Below are 15,168 nucleotides of genomic sequence, written 5' to 3' on the forward strand. Positions count from 1 at the left end.
GCGCTGCCGCCAATGTGACCAAGGAATCGGCATGAACGGAATCGACACGGCCATCGCTTCGGTGCTTACGAGCCGGGTCGACAGTCTGCTCAACATCGCGCCGGGCAGTACGGCCACCTCGCAGACCGGTGCGACGGGTCTCGATGCCGCGCCGATTACGGTACCCCCGGCCGCGCCGGCCGCGCCGCCGCCTTCCGCGCAAACCGCCCTTTCCGCCGTCGCGCTGACGCTCAATGCGATCGCGCACGCGGGCGGCGAGGCCACCTTGGCGGTGCTCGGCCAGACGCCGATCTGGCCGGCCGCGCCGGCGCTCGATATTGAAGTCGGCGGCTTGCCGCTGTTCGACACCTCCGCTGAGTCCGCCACGCTGAAGGGAAATCCCGCCACTGCCGGCACGACGAGCACGGCTGCTGCGGCCACCGCCAGTATCGCGGCAGCCCAGGTGCCGGTCGCGGCGCTCGCGGCCGCGCTCGAACGGACGGTGAGTGGTAGCGGTCTGTTCTACGAAGCTCATCTCGCGCAATGGCTGGCGGGCCAGCGCTCGCCGGCGGACCTCGCCGACGAGGCGCAAAACAAGCTGGTCGCCGCCGCGCAAGTGCCGGTCGACCGGACCAACGAAGACGGTGACGCGCCGCTGCCGAACGGCTCGACGCGGCAGGGCACCGGCACTACTTCCAATGGCGGCGTGCAGGGCGGCGCACCCGAGAACGCCGCCACGGCCCGCGCGACTGCGTCGATCCTGACTGCGCAGGCCGCACGTTTCGTCGCCGGTGAAGTGCTGGCCGATTCGCTGTCCGAACTGACCGGGCAGCCCGCGCATGCCGGGCTGCACAGCGCGGCGGCGCAAACCGCCGACACGGGCGCGGGGCAGAATTCGCCATCGATGGCCGCGGCGGTGCATCCCGCGACCGTGCCGCTGGTGCGGCAGCAACTGGATCTGCTCGCGACCGGCCAGTTTCGCTGGAGCGGCGAAGCATGGCCGGGCGCACGGCTCGACTGGACCATCGAACAGGACGGCGACGAATGGGACCGCAGCGGCGGCGGCATGGCGAGCGAGGATGACCAGCCTTGGCGCACGCGCCTGACGTTGTCGCTTCCAACGCTCGGCACTGTCGACGCCGAACTGACGCTGACCGGCATGCGGCTCATGGCGCGCGTGCAGGCGAGTCCGGGCGGCGCGGCGCGCCTCGCGATGCAAGGGGAAAGCTTCCGGCAGCGGCTCGCCGCGGCGGGCATCGAACTGAACGGCCTGACGATCCGCGAGATCGGCGGTGGTGTGCCTGGCGCCGCGGCCACGGCGGCGAGCGCGGCGCAGGCGCAGGCTGCGGCATCGGCCTATGCGCGCTCGGCGTCGACGGTGGCTTCGGCTTCCGCAACCTCCGCGAGCCCGGCGGCCGATGCCGGGACGACGGCCCGCCGCAACACGCGCGGCGCTCGCGCGCCGGCCGCGCCGAGCAATGATTTCGACTGGGATATCTGATGAGCCGCACACACCGCCGCACCGCGGCTGCGCTCGTCTACGACACGCAAAGTGGCGACCCCGCGCCGCGCTTGGTCGCCAAAGGCTATGGGCTGCTGGCCGACATGATCGTGCAGCGGGCCAAGGAAGCGGGCCTGTATGTTCACGAGGCGCCCGAGATGGTCTCGCTGCTGATGCAGGTGGACCTCGACGCGCGTATCCCGCCACAGCTTTATCAGGCGGTGGCGGAATTGCTCGCGTGGCTGCATCGGCTGGAAAGCGGCGCCGAGAATGAACCGGCACACGGCGGCGCCACCGCGCAGGACGTGACCGACGTGGTGGCCACCGAGATCGAGGGCGGTACGGCGGCGCGCTAGACGGCGTCCGTTGCGCCGGCTGGGCGGATTCATCAGAAGCGCATCATCAACTTCAGCAACGCGTCGACCCGCCTGCCATATGGCGGCGCGATCCAGCCGCGCGCGTTCAGCCGCGACTGCGTCAGCACCGGCTTCATCTTCGAGAAGGTCACGAAGCCTTCATAGCCGTGATACGCACCCATTCCGCTCGCGCCCACCCCGCCGAATGGCAGGCTTTTCGCACGCGAGGTGCATCAGCGTTTCGTTGACCGCCATGCCGCCGGCGATCGTTTCGTGCGTCACGCGTTCGATTGTCGGCGCATCGTCGGCGTACAGATACAGCGCGAGCGGACGAGGGCGCGTGTTGATGTACGCGATCGCGTCGTCGAGCGTGTCGTAAGGGATGATCGGCAGCAGCGGCCCGAAAATTTCCTCCTGCATCAGCGCGCATTCGTCGGGCGCGTTCGTGACGACGGTCAGCGCAAAGCGGCGGCTCGCCGGGTCGGGCGCGGCGTCGGTCAGCGCATGCAGTTGCGCGCCGCCAGCGCGGGCTTCGTCGGCGAGACGCTCGAGCCGCGCGAAGTGGCGCGGCGAAATGATTGACGTGTAATCCCGGTTGGTCGCAAAGGCCGGATACATCTTCGCCATCCGCTCGCGCGCGCGGTCGATGAACGCCTGCTCCGTGCCGCGCGGCACCAGCACGTAGTCCGGCGCGACGCAGGTTTGGCCCGCGTTGAGCGTCTTGCCGGCGACGAGGTTGTCGACCGCGTTGTTAAAGCGCGCCTGCGCGCCGATGATCGCCGGCGACTTGCCGCCGAGTTCGAGCGTGACCGGCGTCAGATGCTCGGCCGCCGCGCGCATCACTTCGTGGCCGACCCGGGTCGAGCCGGTAAACAGCAGGTGATCGAACGGTTGCGCGCTGAACGCGGCGCCGAGCGTCGCGTCGCCATTGACCACCGCGACGTGATCGCGCGCGAAGGTCTGGCCGATTAGCTGCTTGAACAGCGCCGACGTTCGCGGCGTCAGTTCGGACATTTTGATGATCGCGCGATTGCCCGCGGTGAGCGCGCTGATCAGCGGCCCGGCGGCAAGCAGCACCGGATAGTTCCATGGCACGAGAATGCCGACCACGCCGAGCGGCTGCGGCACGACCTTCGCGCGCGCCGGCAGCAGCCATTTGCTGGTGCTGCGGCGCTGCGGTTTCATCCAGCGTTTGCCGTGTCTGAGCGCGGCGTCGATCTCTTCCTTCACCAGCAGGAACTCGGCGAGCAGCACCTCTTGTTTCGCGCGATTGCCGAAGTCCACGCTCATCGCGTCGGCGAGCGCGTCGCGATTGTCGAGCATGACCTGGCGCAACGCTTTCAAATGCCTCGCGCGCGTGTCCCATGACGGGTACGGCGCGCGCAGGTAGGCATCGCGTTGATCGCGCAGCAGTGCTTCGAGCGCGGCGAGCTCGGGCAAATCGTTCTTCATGCGGGTCCACTCCCTGATTGGGTGACGGTGCGCGTTGGGTCGCGCTTATTGATCTGGCGGTGTCTGTTTCGAGTGTTTCACATTGAGGTAGGCACGAATCTCACGCGGGAAACGCGCGTTCGATGATCGCCGCATGATCGAACGTGGCCGGCAGCGTGCCGTACACGCGGCCGCTTTCGCCGCAGCCCTCGGCGAGACGCGTGGTGATGAACGCGTCGGCGATCGCGGCGGGCGCATGTTCGGCGAGCAGCGTGGCCTGCGCGATCAGCACGATCTGCTGGGCGATCCGGCGTGCCGACGCCTCGCGCTCATCGGCCGGGCCATTGAGCGTGGCGGCCAGCTTGCCGAGCGCGGCGCGCAACGCCGGCTGCGCGCCTGCCTGCGCCTGCCACGCGGCGAACAGCGCTTGCGCTGCCTCCGGCTCGCGCTCCAGCGCGCGCAGCACGTCGAGGCACATCACGTTGCCTGAGCCTTCCCAGATCGAATTCACCGGCGCTTCACGATAGAAGCGCGCCATCGGACCGGTTTCGATGTAGCCGTTGCCGCCCCAGACTTCCATCGCCTCACCGGTGAATTCCAGCGTCCGCTTGCAAACCCAGTACTTCGCCGCCGGCGTGACGATGCGCCGCCACGCGCGCTCGGCGGGTGAGCTGGACGAAGCGTCGGCGCATGCCTCGAACGCGCGCGCGAGGCGCATGAACAGCACCGTTGCCGCTTCGGACTCCAGGGCGAGATCGGCCAGTACGTTGCGCATCAGCGGCTGGTCGGCCAACTGACGGCCGAACGCGCTGCGATGGCGCGCATGGTGGATCGCCTGCACCAGCGCCGCGCGCATCAACGCCGCGCTGCCGATCACGCAATCGAGCCGCGTGTAGTTCGCCATTTCGATGATGGTCGGCACACCGCGCCCTTCGTCGCCGATCATGACGCCGAACGCGTCGAGGAATTCGACTTCGCCGCTCGCATTCGAGCGATTGCCGAGCTTGTCTTTAAGGCGCTGGATCTGCACGGTGTTCTTGCGGCCGTCCGGCGCAAAACGCGGCACGTAAAAGCACGACAGGCCGGTGTGATCGTCGGTGCGCGCGAGCACGAGATGGGCGTCGCACTGCGGCGCGGAGAAAAACCACTTGTGCCCGACGAGCCGGTAGGCGCCGTCGCGGCCACCGGCGGCGAGCGCATGCGCGTGAGTCTGATTGGTGCGCACATCGGAGCCGCCCTGCTTCTCGGTCATACCCATGCCGATCATCGCGGACATTTTCTGCGTGAGCGGCACGTCGCGCGGATCGTGCTCGCGGGAGTAGAGCTTCTCGCGCAACGTATCGAACAAGCCGGGCTCGCGCTGCAATACCGGGATGCTGGCGAAGGTCATCGTCAACGGGCAGAGCGAACCGGATTCGAGCTGCGCATGCAGAAAGTAGCCGGCGCAGCGTGCGGCCATCGCGCCGTTTTGCGGATCGGAGAACGGCAGCGCATGCACTCCCTCGCGTCGCAAAAGCGAGAGCAGCGTATGCCACGAGGGATGGAACTCCAGCGCGTCGATGCGCTCGCCGCGCGGGCTGTGCGTGAACAGTTCGGGTGTGTGACGGTTGGCCAGTTCAGCGAGCGCCAGCGTCTCGGGGGCGCTGAGCGCCGCGCCATGCCGCAGCAGGGCTTCGCGATGCCAGCCGGCATCGCCGCGTTCGAGGGCCGCGGACAACGCGACGTCGCTCGAAAAGAGGTTGTAGTCCGCTAGCGGCGGAACCTGATTCGTCACGTCGTGCGTCTGGCCGAAGTGATGCCGTTCCATGTGCTGTCTCCGTTCACCGCAGGCTCGCCGGTGCTGATCGACGGGAGCTGCGACGGTGTGCCGTTTAATCGCCGCGTGTCGTGCCGCACGCTGGGGGAGAGCGCCTGCCGCGCCTGTTTGAATGACGTGCGGCCGGCTGGCGGGCGGGCGCGCGTCTTTCATCATAGGGGGCGCGGCCGCGCTTGCGTTTAGAGGAATCGCTCTGGCGCGAAGGCGGCGCAGCCTTGGAGCGCTCCTTAGAATGCCGGTGAAGCACACGTAGACAAGTGTGCACGAGACAGGGTGCGCGAGCAACGCGGCCCATCAGGAGGAGCGGATGCAATACGACTACATCATTGTCGGCGCGGGCTCCGGTGGCTGCGCGCTGGCGAGCCGTCTCGCGGATAGCTGCCCCGATGCGACGATCGCACTGATCGAAGCCGGTCCGCACACCGACCGCAATCTGTTCGTGAACATGCCGCTCGGCGTGGCGGCCGTGGTGCCCAACAAACTCAAAACCAATTACGGCTATCTGACGACGCCGCAGCCAGGCTTGGGCGGGCGGCAAGGCTATCAGCCGCGCGGGCGCGGCGTCGGCGGATCGAGCGCGATCAACGCGATGATCTATACGCGCGGCCATCCGCTCGATTACGACGAATGGGCGCAGCTCGGTTGCGATGGTTGGTCGTGGGCCGAGGTGCTGCCGTACTTCCGCCGCGCCGAAGGCAACGAGCGCGGCGCCGACGCGTGGCACGGCGACGCCGGCCCGCTCACCGTTTCCGACTTGCGCTACCGCAATCCGTTTTCGACGCGCTTCGTGCAGGCCGCGCTCGAAGCCGGGTACGAACCGAATCGCGATTTCAACGGGGCGGACCAGGAAGGCATCGGCTTCTACCAGGTGACGCAGCGCGATGGCCGCCGCTGCAGCGTCGCGCGCGCTTATATCTACGATCGCACGCGCCCCAATCTGCACACGATTGCCGATGCGACCGTGCTGCGCGTCACCTTCGACGGCAAACGCGCGAGCGGCGTGGAGATTGTGCGCGGCGGCCGCACCGACACGCTCGAAGCGCGCGCCGAGGTAGTGCTGGCGGCGGGCGCGTTCAATTCACCGCAACTGCTGATGTGCTCGGGCATCGGGCCGGCGGCGCATCTGCAATCGCTCGGCGTCGCCGTGCTGCACAACGCGCCCGAAGTCGGCCAGAACCTGATCGATCACGTCGATTTCACGATCAACAAGCGGGTTGCGTCGATCGAGCCGACGGGTTTTTCGGTGCGCGGAATTGCGCGGATGCTCCCGCAGTTCGTCACTTTCATGCGCCACGGGCACGGCATGCTGTCGAGCAACGTCGCCGAGGCGGGCGGTTTTCTGAAGAGCCGGCCGACGCTCGCGTGGCCCGATCTGCAACTGCATTTCTGCGCGGCGATCGTCGACGATCACAACCGTCACATGCATTGGGGCCACGGCTACTCGCTGCACGTGTGCGTGTTGCGCCCTCACAGCCGCGGCGCGGTGACACTCGCGAGTGCCGATGCGCGTACCGCGCCAATCATCGATCCACGTTTTTTCAGCGACGCGCGCGATCTCGATCTGCTGGTGGAGGGCGTGAAGATGGCGCGGCGCATTCTCGATGCGCCGTCGCTCGCGCTGCATGGCGGCGCCGAGTTGTACACGCATGTGGGACAGTCGGACGCGCAATTGCGCCAAACCATCGCCGGGCACGCGGACACGATCTACCACCCGGTGGCCACCTGCCGCATGGGCGGCGACGCTCGCTCGGTGGTCGATCCGCAACTGCGGGTGCGCGGGGTGAGCGGCTTGCGGATCGTCGATGCCTCGGTGATGCCGACGCTGATCGGCGGCAACACCAATGCGCCGACGGTGATGATCGGCGAGCGCGCGGCCGAACTGATCGTGGCCAGCCGCCGTGATGGCGCGACGGGGCGGAGCACGTCGCCGCGGGGCATCGGCGGCATGGCGGCGCGGGCCGCTTGAGGCACATCAAAGTCCTCAATCTGTTTTCATTTGCAAGGAAAATTTGAACAACGTCGGTCAATTGTCATAAATTGTCCAGCTTCGATTTTGAGATTCCTCAGCTCCTATAATCGCGCCGCGAAAAAGAGCGCGTCATGTGGCGCGCCCGGAATTTCAAGGAAGCGAAGCGATGAGTCTCAATGTGATCCAGTTGGTTCAGTCCGTGCTGACGGACGATATCGTGCGGCAACTCGGCGCCCGCCTGGGGTTGCCGGCGGAAACCGCCCAGAAGGCGTTGACTGCCACCGGCCCCGCGCTCGTCGCAGGCCTGATGCACAAGGGTGCGACGCTCGAAGGTGCGCGCTCGCTGTTCACGACGATCCTTTCACCGGAGGTGGACGGACACATCGCCGAACAGTTGCCGCATCTGCTCGCCAGCACGAGCGGTTTGAACCAGCTGGAAACCGTCGGGCGCCAACTGCTCGAACGCGGGCTCAATCGCCCAACCGATCAGATCAGCGACGAGGTCGCCCGGCAAACCGGCGCGCCCGCGCACGCCGCGCATGCCATCACGGGCATTGTGGGCGCAACGCTGTTCGGCGTGCTCAAGCGGCATCTGCTCGACGGCCGGGGCAATGTCGGCCAGTTGCCTGCTTTGCTGAGCCAGCAGCTTCCCATCATTACGCCGTATCTGAACGACCATCTGCTAGGCGCGCTGGGCGTGGGCGGACTGAGCGCGTTCGCCGGCAGCATCCTGTCGCAACTCAAAGCGGTATCGGCGCATATCGACCAGCCCACACCGGCCGGCAAGCCGGTGCCGGAAATGCTGGCACCGATCCACGTGCCGGCGGACGCGGTGGTGCGCGAAGAGCGCCGGTCGCACGCATGGCTCTGGTGGCTGCTGGCGGCCGTCGCGGCCGTGCTGGCTTTTCTGTTTTTGCGCGGCAGCCACGGCGGGTTAGGCGGCGAGGCGATTTCCGCGACTAGCGGCGCGCAAACGGCTGTTGCTGCGCAGCCGGCTTCCGCAGCGCGCGTAGCGTCGGGGACGTCAGCCACCGCCACCGCCACCGCCGCGAGCAGCGATGCCGCCGCGTCGACAGTCGAAGCCAGCGCCCCCAGCGCGCCAGCCGCCGCGCTCGAGCCGACCAAAGACAGCCAGCTCGCCTTTACGGTCAACGCCGCCGGCAAGCCGACGCTCACCGCCACGGTCGGCAACGAAGCGGAAAAAACCCAGTTGATCGACGAACTGACGAAGCGGCTGGGCGTCGCCAATGTCGTGCAGAACGTCACAGTCGATCCGCAGGTGAAGCCCGCCGACTGGCTCGCGCATCTCGACGGCCTGTTGCCGCTGATGGCGCTGCCGGGCGCTGAAGTGAAAGTGGATGGCACGCGCGTCGAACTCAGCGGCAGCGCCGCCGACACGAAGCTCGGCTGGCTCGGCAAGCTGAAGTCGCTGTTCGGCGCGTCGTATCAGATCGGTACGTTCGATGTCGCGCACGCGGTCGCCGACGCCACCGAAAACTTCCGCAGCGCGGTCAAAGGATTGTTCGCACCCGATAGCACGTGCGTGGCGGCGGACATCGTCAAGGTGCTGAATCTGCAGGTAATCAATTTCTCGAGCGCGAGCGCCCGTGTGCCGGCTTCGGCGGTGGAAGACCTGAACCAGTCGGCGCGGGGGTTGAACGCCTGTGCGCACAACGGCAAGACGGTGCGGCTCGAAGTGGCCGGCTATTCGGATAATGTCGGCGGCGCGCAAGCCAACCTGCAACTGTCGAAGAAGCGCGCCGAGGCAGTTCGCGCGTATCTCGTCAACGCAGGCGTGCCGGCCGACTCGTTGATCGCGCAAGGATACGGCGATGCAAATCCGGTCACGAGCAACGACACGGCTGGCGGGCGCTTCACCAACCGTCGCATCGAGTTCGTCGCGCAGCAGTAATTGGCTGCGTCACGCGCGGGCATCGGATGCCGGCCGGCATTCTGTCATTCGGCGGCCGGAGTTCGCGTCGGCGGCGCGACGCCCGTCATGCCGATGCCCGGACCCAGCATGAAATCGTCGCCGGCCTGGCCGGGCAACGCCTCGCGCGCGACGTCGAGCCACGCGCGCGCGGCATGCGACAGATAACCGTTGCGGCGCCAGCCGATCGCCATTTCCCACCGAATCTCCGGGTCGATCACCGGCAGGCAGGTGAACTGCGCCGGGTCGAGCCGGCGGCAATACGGCGCCGGCAGCAGCGCGATGCCGACGCCGGCCAGCACCAGCGCCGCCATGAAATCCCAATGCCCGCTTCGCCCGACGATGGTCGGCGCGAACCCCGCCGTGCGGCACGCGTTCAGCACGACATCATTGAGCGCGAGGCTCTCGCCGTAGAACACGAACGGTTCGTTGGCGAGTTGCGCAAGCGGCACCTCGTGCAGGTGATCCCAGCGCGAGCCGGTACGCGCGACGAGCCAGAGCAACTGGCGCGTCATCGGCAGCACCTCGATGTTTTCAGGGTCGACCGGTTGCAGCACGCCACCCAACTCCAGCTCGCCGTTGATCAGCGCCGCTTCGATCGCGCGCGAGCCCTGCTCGAAAAGCTTCAGCTCGATCTTCGGATAACGCTGGCGGAACGCGGCGATGGCCGGCGTGAACAGCGAGCCGCCCATCGGCGGAATGCCGATAGTGAGCTCGCCACGGCCGAGCGTGTCGAGATCGTTCAGTTCCGCCTGCAATTGCGCGTGCGCCGCCAGCACGTCCTGACCGCGCTGGTAGACGATACGGCCAGCATCGGTCAGCACCATCTGACGGCCGTCGCGCAGCAACAGCGGCGAGCCGATCTCGTCTTCCAGTGACTTGACCATCTTGCTGATGGTCGGCTGCGTGACGAACATCTGCTCGGCCGCGACGGTGAAACTCTGTTGACGAACCACTTCGACGAAATACCGCAGCGCACGTAGTTCCACGATCCCGACCTCTGGAATTCCAAATTGGAATGATTCGAATGATTGTAAGTCATTATATTTATGTTGCGGTGCAACCTATACTGGCTTTCATTCGAAGTCACCCAGGAATTGCCATGACGACGCCCGTTCCCGCTTATACCACCCGTGCCCACGCCGGCCGCGCCAGCGGTGCGTCGCGCGTCGCGCGGATCGTCGTGCAAAGCGCCGCGCTGGCGGGTATGTGGGTCGTCGCCGATTTCGCCGTGCGCATGTTCCACCTGCCGGTGCCGGGCGGCGTGGTCGGCTTGGTCGTGTTGCTCGCGCTGCTGTTTTGCGGCGGTATTGCGCCGCGCTGGATCAAGGCCGGCGCGGACTGGCTGCTGTCCGACATGCTGTTGTTCTTCATTCCGGCCGCAGTTGCCGCCGTGCAGTACGGCGGCCTGTTCCGCGAGGACGGCTGGCGTCTCGCGCTCGTGGTGGTCGGCGGCACGCTGATGGTGATGATCGCGGTCGCCTTCGCCGTCGAGCAGGCTGCCCGTCTCGAGCGCCGCCTTGCGCTGCGCCGCGTGATGGTCGCGCGGCACGCGGCGCGCACCTGAGTTTTCCTGACCTGCCATTTCCGTCCAGGGCCCTCGATGAGCACGCTCTATTCGTCCCTGTTCGCCGACGATGCCTCGCGTCTGATCGCTGCCGGCTGTTTCGTGCTGACGGTGGCGCTGTATTTCGCGTCGAAGGCGCTGTACGCGCGCTTTGGATCGCCGTGGCTGACGCCGCTGCTGGCGGTGCCGGCCGTGCTCGCGGCGATTGTCGTGCTCGCGCACATTCCGTATCCCGTCTACTTCCAGGACACGCGCTGGCTGATGTGGCTGCTCGGGCCCGCGACCGTCGCGTTCGCGGTGCCTATCTACGAATACCGTGAACTGCTGAAGCGGCACTGGATTTCGCTCACGGTCGGCGTGACGGTGGGCATCGTCGTGGCCGTTGGCGGCTCGTTGATGCTTGCTAAGCTGCTGCATCTGTCGCCGGAGTTGCAACGCAGCCTGATGACCCGCTCGGTGTCGACACCGTTCGCGCTCGCCGTCTCCGACCGGATCCACGCACCGCGGGATCTCACCGCGCTCTTCGTGATCGCCACGGGTGTCTGCGGGATGCTCTTCGGCGAACTCGTGCTGGGTCTCGTGCCGCTGCGCACGCGGCTCGCGCGCGGCGCGCTGTTCGGTGCGGCGGCGCATGGCGTGGGGACAGCGAAAGCGCGCGAGCTCGGTAGCGAAGAAGGCGTGGTCGCGAGTCTGACCATGATGATCGCCGGCGTGGTGATGGTGCTGCTCGCGCCGATGCTGGGGCTGCTGCCAGTTTAAGGCAGCGGCCCGCCGATCAGGTCGTCGAGACGCCGCCTTTTTCAAGATGGATGCCGCGAGAAGCGGGCTAACATCGACGGCTTTCCAACGTCGAGCCCCACGCCCGCTTCAACTCATGACGCCCGTCTCGATCCTCATTCCCTGCTACAACGGCGCGGCCACCCTCGCTCGCGCGTTGCAAAGCTGTCTGATCCAACCTGAAGCCGCGCAAATCGTCGTGGTGGACGACGGTTCGACCGATGCGTCCGCGCAGATCGTCGCCCATTACGGCCGCCTCGATCCGCGTGTGGGTCTGCTGCGCATGCCGTACAACGGCGGCGCGGCGCGGGCGCGTAACTGGGCCGCGCTGCACGCCTCGCACGATCTGCTCGCCTTCCTCGACGCCGACGACGAATACCTGCCCGGCGCACTTCACGCCGCAAGCGCGTTTCTCACGCAGAATCCGGCGGAAGTCTCGGTGCGGCTCGACGTCGAGTACACGGATTTTCCCGTCGAACTCACCGCGCATCCCGACTTCGCGTTACACGCGCAGACGCTCAGCAATACGGTGCCGAGCAGCCTGATCATCCGCCGTGCAGTGTACGCAGCGCTCGGCGGCTTTCCGATGGACGATGCGTTTCGACGCCTGGGCGGCGAAGACGGCGCGTTTTCGTGGGCGCTGCGCGAGATTTTCGGCAACCCGCGTCTCGATGACGTGAAGCGCGTGCGCATGCATTACCACGCAGGCATTCACGCCGAACGCTACTTCCGCGTTGCGCTCGGGCTTCAGATTCCGGCCGCGGCCGATATTGCCGATGCGTTCCGCTTCTCCCGGCAGTTCCTCGACACCGCTCGCGCGGGCGTCGGGCGATTGCGCGCGGCGCGGGTGATCGAAGGCTGACGCCTGCCGCGCCCGCGCGCCCCGAAGCCATCTCGATTTGCTACAATCGCCGTTCGTCTTCGAGGAGCGTTGCGACGGGTACCGCGAATCAGCATATTCGCCGGCCGCCCGCCAGGCTCGAAGGCTTCAATCGGTGGGTCGGACGCGCATGACGCTGTCCTATCCACCGCATCGAACCGCGCTCACGTCAAATTTCTAGTCAATTTCTTAGAAAGGAGGGCGTGATGAACGCCGCAGTTATCGATTCGCAAGCTTCCCAGGATTTCATCGTTGCCGACATGTCGCTTGCCGACTGGGGGCGCAAGGAACTCACCATTGCCGAGACGGAAATGCCCGGTCTCATGCAAACGCGTGAAGAGTACAAAGCGCAGCAGCCGCTGAAGGGCGCGCGCGTCGCAGGTTCGCTGCACATGACGATTCAGACCGGCGTGCTGATCGAGACGCTCACCGCGCTCGGCGCCGACGTTCGCTGGGCTTCGTGCAACATCTTCTCGACCCAGGACCATGCCGCTGCGGCCATCGCGCAAGCCGGCACGCCGGTGTTCGCGTTCAAGGGCGAATCGCTCGACGAATACTGGGAGTTCTCGCACCGCATCTTCGAATGGCCGAATGGCGAATTCGCCAACATGATCCTCGACGACGGCGGCGACGCCACGTTGCTGCTGATCCTCGGCTCGAAGGCGGAGAAAGACCGTTCGGTCATCTCGAAGCCGACCAACGAAGAAGAAGTCGCGCTGTACAAGTCGATCGCGAAGCACCTCGACGCGGACCCGACGTGGTACTCGACGCGTCTGTCGCACATCCAGGGCGTGACGGAAGAAACCACGACCGGCGTGCACCGTCTGTATCAGATGGAAAAGGAAGGCCGCCTGCCGTTCCCGGCGATCAACGTCAACGACTCGGTCACGAAGTCGAAGTTCGACAACCTGTATGGCTGCCGTGAGTCGCTGGTCGACGGCATCAAGCGCGCGACCGACGTGATGATCGCGGGCAAGATCGCGGTGGTCGCCGGTTACGGCGACGTGGGCAAGGGCTGCGCGCAATCGCTGCGCGGTCTGGGCGCCACCGTGTGGGTGACCGAAATCGATCCGATCTGCGCGCTGCAGGCGGCGATGGAAGGCTATCGCGTCGTGACAATGGAATACGCCGCCGACAAGGCCGACATCTTCGTGACGGCCACCGGCAACTACCACGTGATCGGCCACGACCACATGAAGGCGATGCGCCATAACGCGATTGTCTGCAACATCGGTCACTTCGATTCGGAAATCGATGTCGCGTCGACCCGTCAGTACCAGTGGGACAACATCAAGCCGCAAGTCGACCACATCATTTTCCCGGACGGCAAGCGCGTGATCCTGCTGGCCGAAGGCCGCCTCGTGAATCTGGGTTGTGCGACGGGCCACCCGTCGTTCGTGATGTCGAACTCGTTCACGAACCAGACGCTCGCGCAGATCGAGCTGTTCACGCAGGGCGAGAAGTACGAGAACAAGGTGTACGTGCTGCCGAAGCATCTGGACGAGAAGGTCGCCCGTTTGCATCTGGCGCGCATCGGCGCGACCCTGACCGTGCTGTCCGACGATCAGGCCGGCTACATCGGCGTCGACAAGAACGGTCCGTTCAAGCCGAACCACTACCGTTACTAAGCACGCGGGCGGTTTTCGCATGACGGCTTGAAGACAGGGCGGCGCGTAATGCGCCGCTTTGTTCGCCATGCCGTCATTTTCCCGTGCTTTTTTTGTCAATGGACATCCTGCCGACAAGGAGCTCTACATGACCGTGCTGTTGACCTGGCTGATCAACGCGCTTGCGCTGCTGATCATCACCTATCTCGTTCCGTCGATCCATATCCGCAGCTTCGGCACCGCCTTGCTGGTCGCGGTGGTGCTCGGGTTGATCAACACGATCCTGCGCCCGGTGCTGATCCTGCTGACGCTGCCCGTCACGATTCTCACGCTCGGACTCTTCATTCTGGTGGTCAATGCGCTGTGCTTCTGGCTGTGCGCGTCGCTGCTGAAGGGCTTCGAAGTGTCGGGATTCTGGTCGGCGTTCTTCGGCTCGATTCTGTACAGCATCGTTTCGTGGCTGCTGTCCGCGCTCATTTTCGGCAACCGCAGTTTAGGTTGACTTACTGAATCATGAACCCGATCGAACTTTCATTCGAATTCTTCCCGCCGAAAACGCAGGAAGGCGTCGACAAGCTGCGCGCCACGCGCGCACAACTCGCGTCGCTCAAGCCCAAGTTCGTGTCCGTCACGTTCGGCGCCGGCGGCTCGACGCAACAGGGCACGCTCGATACCGTCGTCGACATGGCGAAGGAAGGGCTCGAGGCGGCGCCGCACCTGTCGTGCATCGGCTCGTCGAAAGAGAGCCTGCGCGCGATCCTCAACGAGTACCGCAAGCATGGCATTCGCCACATCGTCGCGCTGCGCGGCGATCTGCCGTCCGGCATGGGCGAAGTCGGCGAACTGCGTTACGCGTCGGAACTGGTGAGCTTCATCCGCGCTGAGTTCGGCGACTGGTTCTGGATCGAAGTGGCCGGCTATCCGGAATACCATCCGCAGTCGCGCTCGCCGCGTCACGATCTGGAAAACTTCGCGAACAAGGTGAGGGCGGGCGCCAATTCGGCGATCACGCAGTACTTCTTCAACGCCGACGCGTATTTCCGTTTCGTCGACGACGCGCGCAAGCTCGGCGTCGATGTGCCGATCGTGCCGGGCATCATGCCGATCACGAACTTCTCGCAGCTGATGCGCTTCTCCGAAATGTGCGGCGCCGAAGTGCCGCGCTGGGTCGCGCGCCGGCTGGAGAGCTTCGGCGACGACCGCGAGTCGATTCGCGCGTTCGGGCTCGATGTGGTGACGGACCTCTGCCAGCGGCTGATCGACGCGAAGGTGCCGGGGCTGCATTTCTATACGCTGAACGGTGCCGCGGCGACCAAGGCGATCTGCGAACGGCTCGGCGCGTGATCAAGCCATCA

12 protein-coding genes, 1 pseudogene and 1 riboswitch are annotated in these 15,168 nt (G+C 66.0%); of the genes and pseudogenes, 10 read left to right on the forward strand and 3 right to left on the reverse strand.

Going from position 1 to position 15,168, the window contains the following annotated elements; genetic code table 11:
- Positions 1–31: 31 nt before the first annotated feature.
- Both fliK and HV770_RS29025 read left to right on the forward strand, forming a co-directional pair.
- A complete protein-coding gene (fliK, locus tag HV770_RS29020; RefSeq protein ID WP_175164992.1) occupies positions 32–1,480 on the forward strand; it encodes a flagellar hook-length control protein FliK in 1,449 nt (482 codons plus the stop codon).
- On the forward strand, positions 1,480–1,836 hold the full coding sequence (locus tag HV770_RS29025; protein ID WP_175164993.1) for an EscU/YscU/HrcU family type III secretion system export apparatus switch protein: 357 nt from the start codon (positions 1,480–1,482) through the stop codon (positions 1,834–1,836). The genes fliK and HV770_RS29025 overlap by 1 nt, the downstream gene beginning before the upstream one ends.
- Before the next feature lie 32 nt (positions 1,837–1,868).
- Here the strand turns inward: HV770_RS29025 and HV770_RS29030 are convergent.
- Positions 1,869–3,288: pseudogene (locus HV770_RS29030) on the reverse strand (coniferyl aldehyde dehydrogenase).
- Positions 3,289–3,388: 100 nt separating this feature from the next.
- The gene (locus tag HV770_RS29035) at positions 3,389–5,074 is read right to left on the reverse strand and encodes an isovaleryl-CoA dehydrogenase (protein WP_175164994.1); all 1,686 of its coding nucleotides are present in this window, start codon (positions 5,072–5,074) and stop codon (positions 3,389–3,391) included.
- A gap of 316 nt (positions 5,075–5,390) precedes the next feature.
- Here HV770_RS29035 and HV770_RS29040 point away from each other — a divergent pair, with 316 nt between their 5' ends.
- The gene (locus tag HV770_RS29040) at positions 5,391–7,049 is read left to right on the forward strand and encodes a GMC family oxidoreductase (RefSeq protein WP_175164995.1); all 1,659 of its coding nucleotides are present in this window, start codon (positions 5,391–5,393) and stop codon (positions 7,047–7,049) included.
- A 169-nt stretch (positions 7,050–7,218) separates the two neighbouring features.
- Positions 7,219–8,964, forward strand: coding sequence for an OmpA family protein (locus HV770_RS29045; RefSeq protein ID WP_175164996.1), 1,746 nt, complete (start codon positions 7,219–7,221; stop codon positions 8,962–8,964).
- A 44-nt stretch (positions 8,965–9,008) separates the two neighbouring features.
- Here HV770_RS29045 and HV770_RS29050 read toward each other — a convergent pair whose 3' ends face one another.
- Positions 9,009–9,971 (reverse strand): LysR family transcriptional regulator, encoded by a 963-nt coding sequence (locus HV770_RS29050; RefSeq protein WP_175164997.1) that lies wholly within the window; start codon positions 9,969–9,971, stop codon positions 9,009–9,011.
- 113 nt (positions 9,972–10,084) lie between these two features.
- Here HV770_RS29050 and HV770_RS29055 point away from each other — a divergent pair, with 113 nt between their 5' ends.
- The 6 genes from HV770_RS29055 to metF all read left to right on the forward strand — a co-directional run bounded on the left by HV770_RS29055 (position 10,085) and on the right by metF (position 15,157).
- The gene (locus HV770_RS29055) at positions 10,085–10,549 is read left to right on the forward strand and encodes a CidA/LrgA family protein (RefSeq protein WP_175164998.1); all 465 of its coding nucleotides are present in this window, start codon (positions 10,085–10,087) and stop codon (positions 10,547–10,549) included.
- A 36-nt stretch (positions 10,550–10,585) separates the two neighbouring features.
- The gene (locus HV770_RS29060) at positions 10,586–11,308 is read left to right on the forward strand and encodes an LrgB family protein (RefSeq protein WP_175164999.1); all 723 of its coding nucleotides are present in this window, start codon (positions 10,586–10,588) and stop codon (positions 11,306–11,308) included.
- Positions 11,309–11,423: 115 nt separating this feature from the next.
- Complete coding sequence (locus tag HV770_RS29065; protein ID WP_175165000.1) at positions 11,424–12,188, forward strand: glycosyltransferase family 2 protein; 765 nt, start codon at positions 11,424–11,426, stop codon at positions 12,186–12,188.
- A gap of 55 nt (positions 12,189–12,243) precedes the next feature.
- Positions 12,244–12,379: riboswitch (S-adenosyl-L-homocysteine riboswitch) on the forward strand.
- Between the two features lie 33 nt (positions 12,380–12,412).
- Positions 12,413–13,834 (forward strand): adenosylhomocysteinase, encoded by a 1,422-nt coding sequence (ahcY, locus tag HV770_RS29070; RefSeq protein ID WP_168661428.1) that lies wholly within the window; start codon positions 12,413–12,415, stop codon positions 13,832–13,834.
- 127 nt (positions 13,835–13,961) lie between these two features.
- Positions 13,962–14,315, forward strand: coding sequence for a phage holin family protein (locus tag HV770_RS29075; RefSeq protein WP_121315967.1), 354 nt, complete (start codon positions 13,962–13,964; stop codon positions 14,313–14,315).
- Positions 14,316–14,326: 11 nt separating this feature from the next.
- Complete coding sequence (gene metF / locus HV770_RS29080) at positions 14,327–15,157, forward strand: methylenetetrahydrofolate reductase [NAD(P)H] (RefSeq protein ID WP_175165001.1); 831 nt, start codon at positions 14,327–14,329, stop codon at positions 15,155–15,157.
- Positions 15,158–15,168: the final 11 nt, after the last annotated feature.

It is taken from the genome of Paraburkholderia fynbosensis (assembly GCF_902859935.1).
Classification (GTDB): domain Bacteria; phylum Pseudomonadota; class Gammaproteobacteria; order Burkholderiales; family Burkholderiaceae; genus Paraburkholderia; species Paraburkholderia fynbosensis.

What these genes read in the sequence shown, in the direction of transcription:
- fliK (WP_175164992.1), top strand. Translation starts at nt 32, where the DNA reads ATGAACGGAATCGACACGGCCATCGCTTCGGTGCTTACGAGCCGGGTC.
- HV770_RS29025 (WP_175164993.1), top strand. Translation starts at nt 1,480, where the DNA reads ATGAGCCGCACACACCGCCGCACCGCGGCTGCGCTCGTCTACGACACG.
- HV770_RS29035 (WP_175164994.1), bottom strand. Translation starts at nt 5,074, where the DNA reads ATGGAACGGCATCACTTCGGCCAGACGCACGACGTGACGAATCAGGTT.
- HV770_RS29040 (WP_175164995.1), top strand. Translation starts at nt 5,391, where the DNA reads ATGCAATACGACTACATCATTGTCGGCGCGGGCTCCGGTGGCTGCGCG.
- HV770_RS29045 (WP_175164996.1), top strand. Translation starts at nt 7,219, where the DNA reads ATGAGTCTCAATGTGATCCAGTTGGTTCAGTCCGTGCTGACGGACGAT.
- HV770_RS29055 (WP_175164998.1), top strand. Translation starts at nt 10,085, where the DNA reads ATGACGACGCCCGTTCCCGCTTATACCACCCGTGCCCACGCCGGCCGC.
- HV770_RS29060 (WP_175164999.1), top strand. Translation starts at nt 10,586, where the DNA reads ATGAGCACGCTCTATTCGTCCCTGTTCGCCGACGATGCCTCGCGTCTG.
- HV770_RS29065 (WP_175165000.1), top strand. Translation starts at nt 11,424, where the DNA reads ATGACGCCCGTCTCGATCCTCATTCCCTGCTACAACGGCGCGGCCACC.
- ahcY (WP_168661428.1), top strand. Translation starts at nt 12,413, where the DNA reads ATGAACGCCGCAGTTATCGATTCGCAAGCTTCCCAGGATTTCATCGTT.
- HV770_RS29075 (WP_121315967.1), top strand. Translation starts at nt 13,962, where the DNA reads ATGACCGTGCTGTTGACCTGGCTGATCAACGCGCTTGCGCTGCTGATC.
- metF (WP_175165001.1), top strand. Translation starts at nt 14,327, where the DNA reads ATGAACCCGATCGAACTTTCATTCGAATTCTTCCCGCCGAAAACGCAG.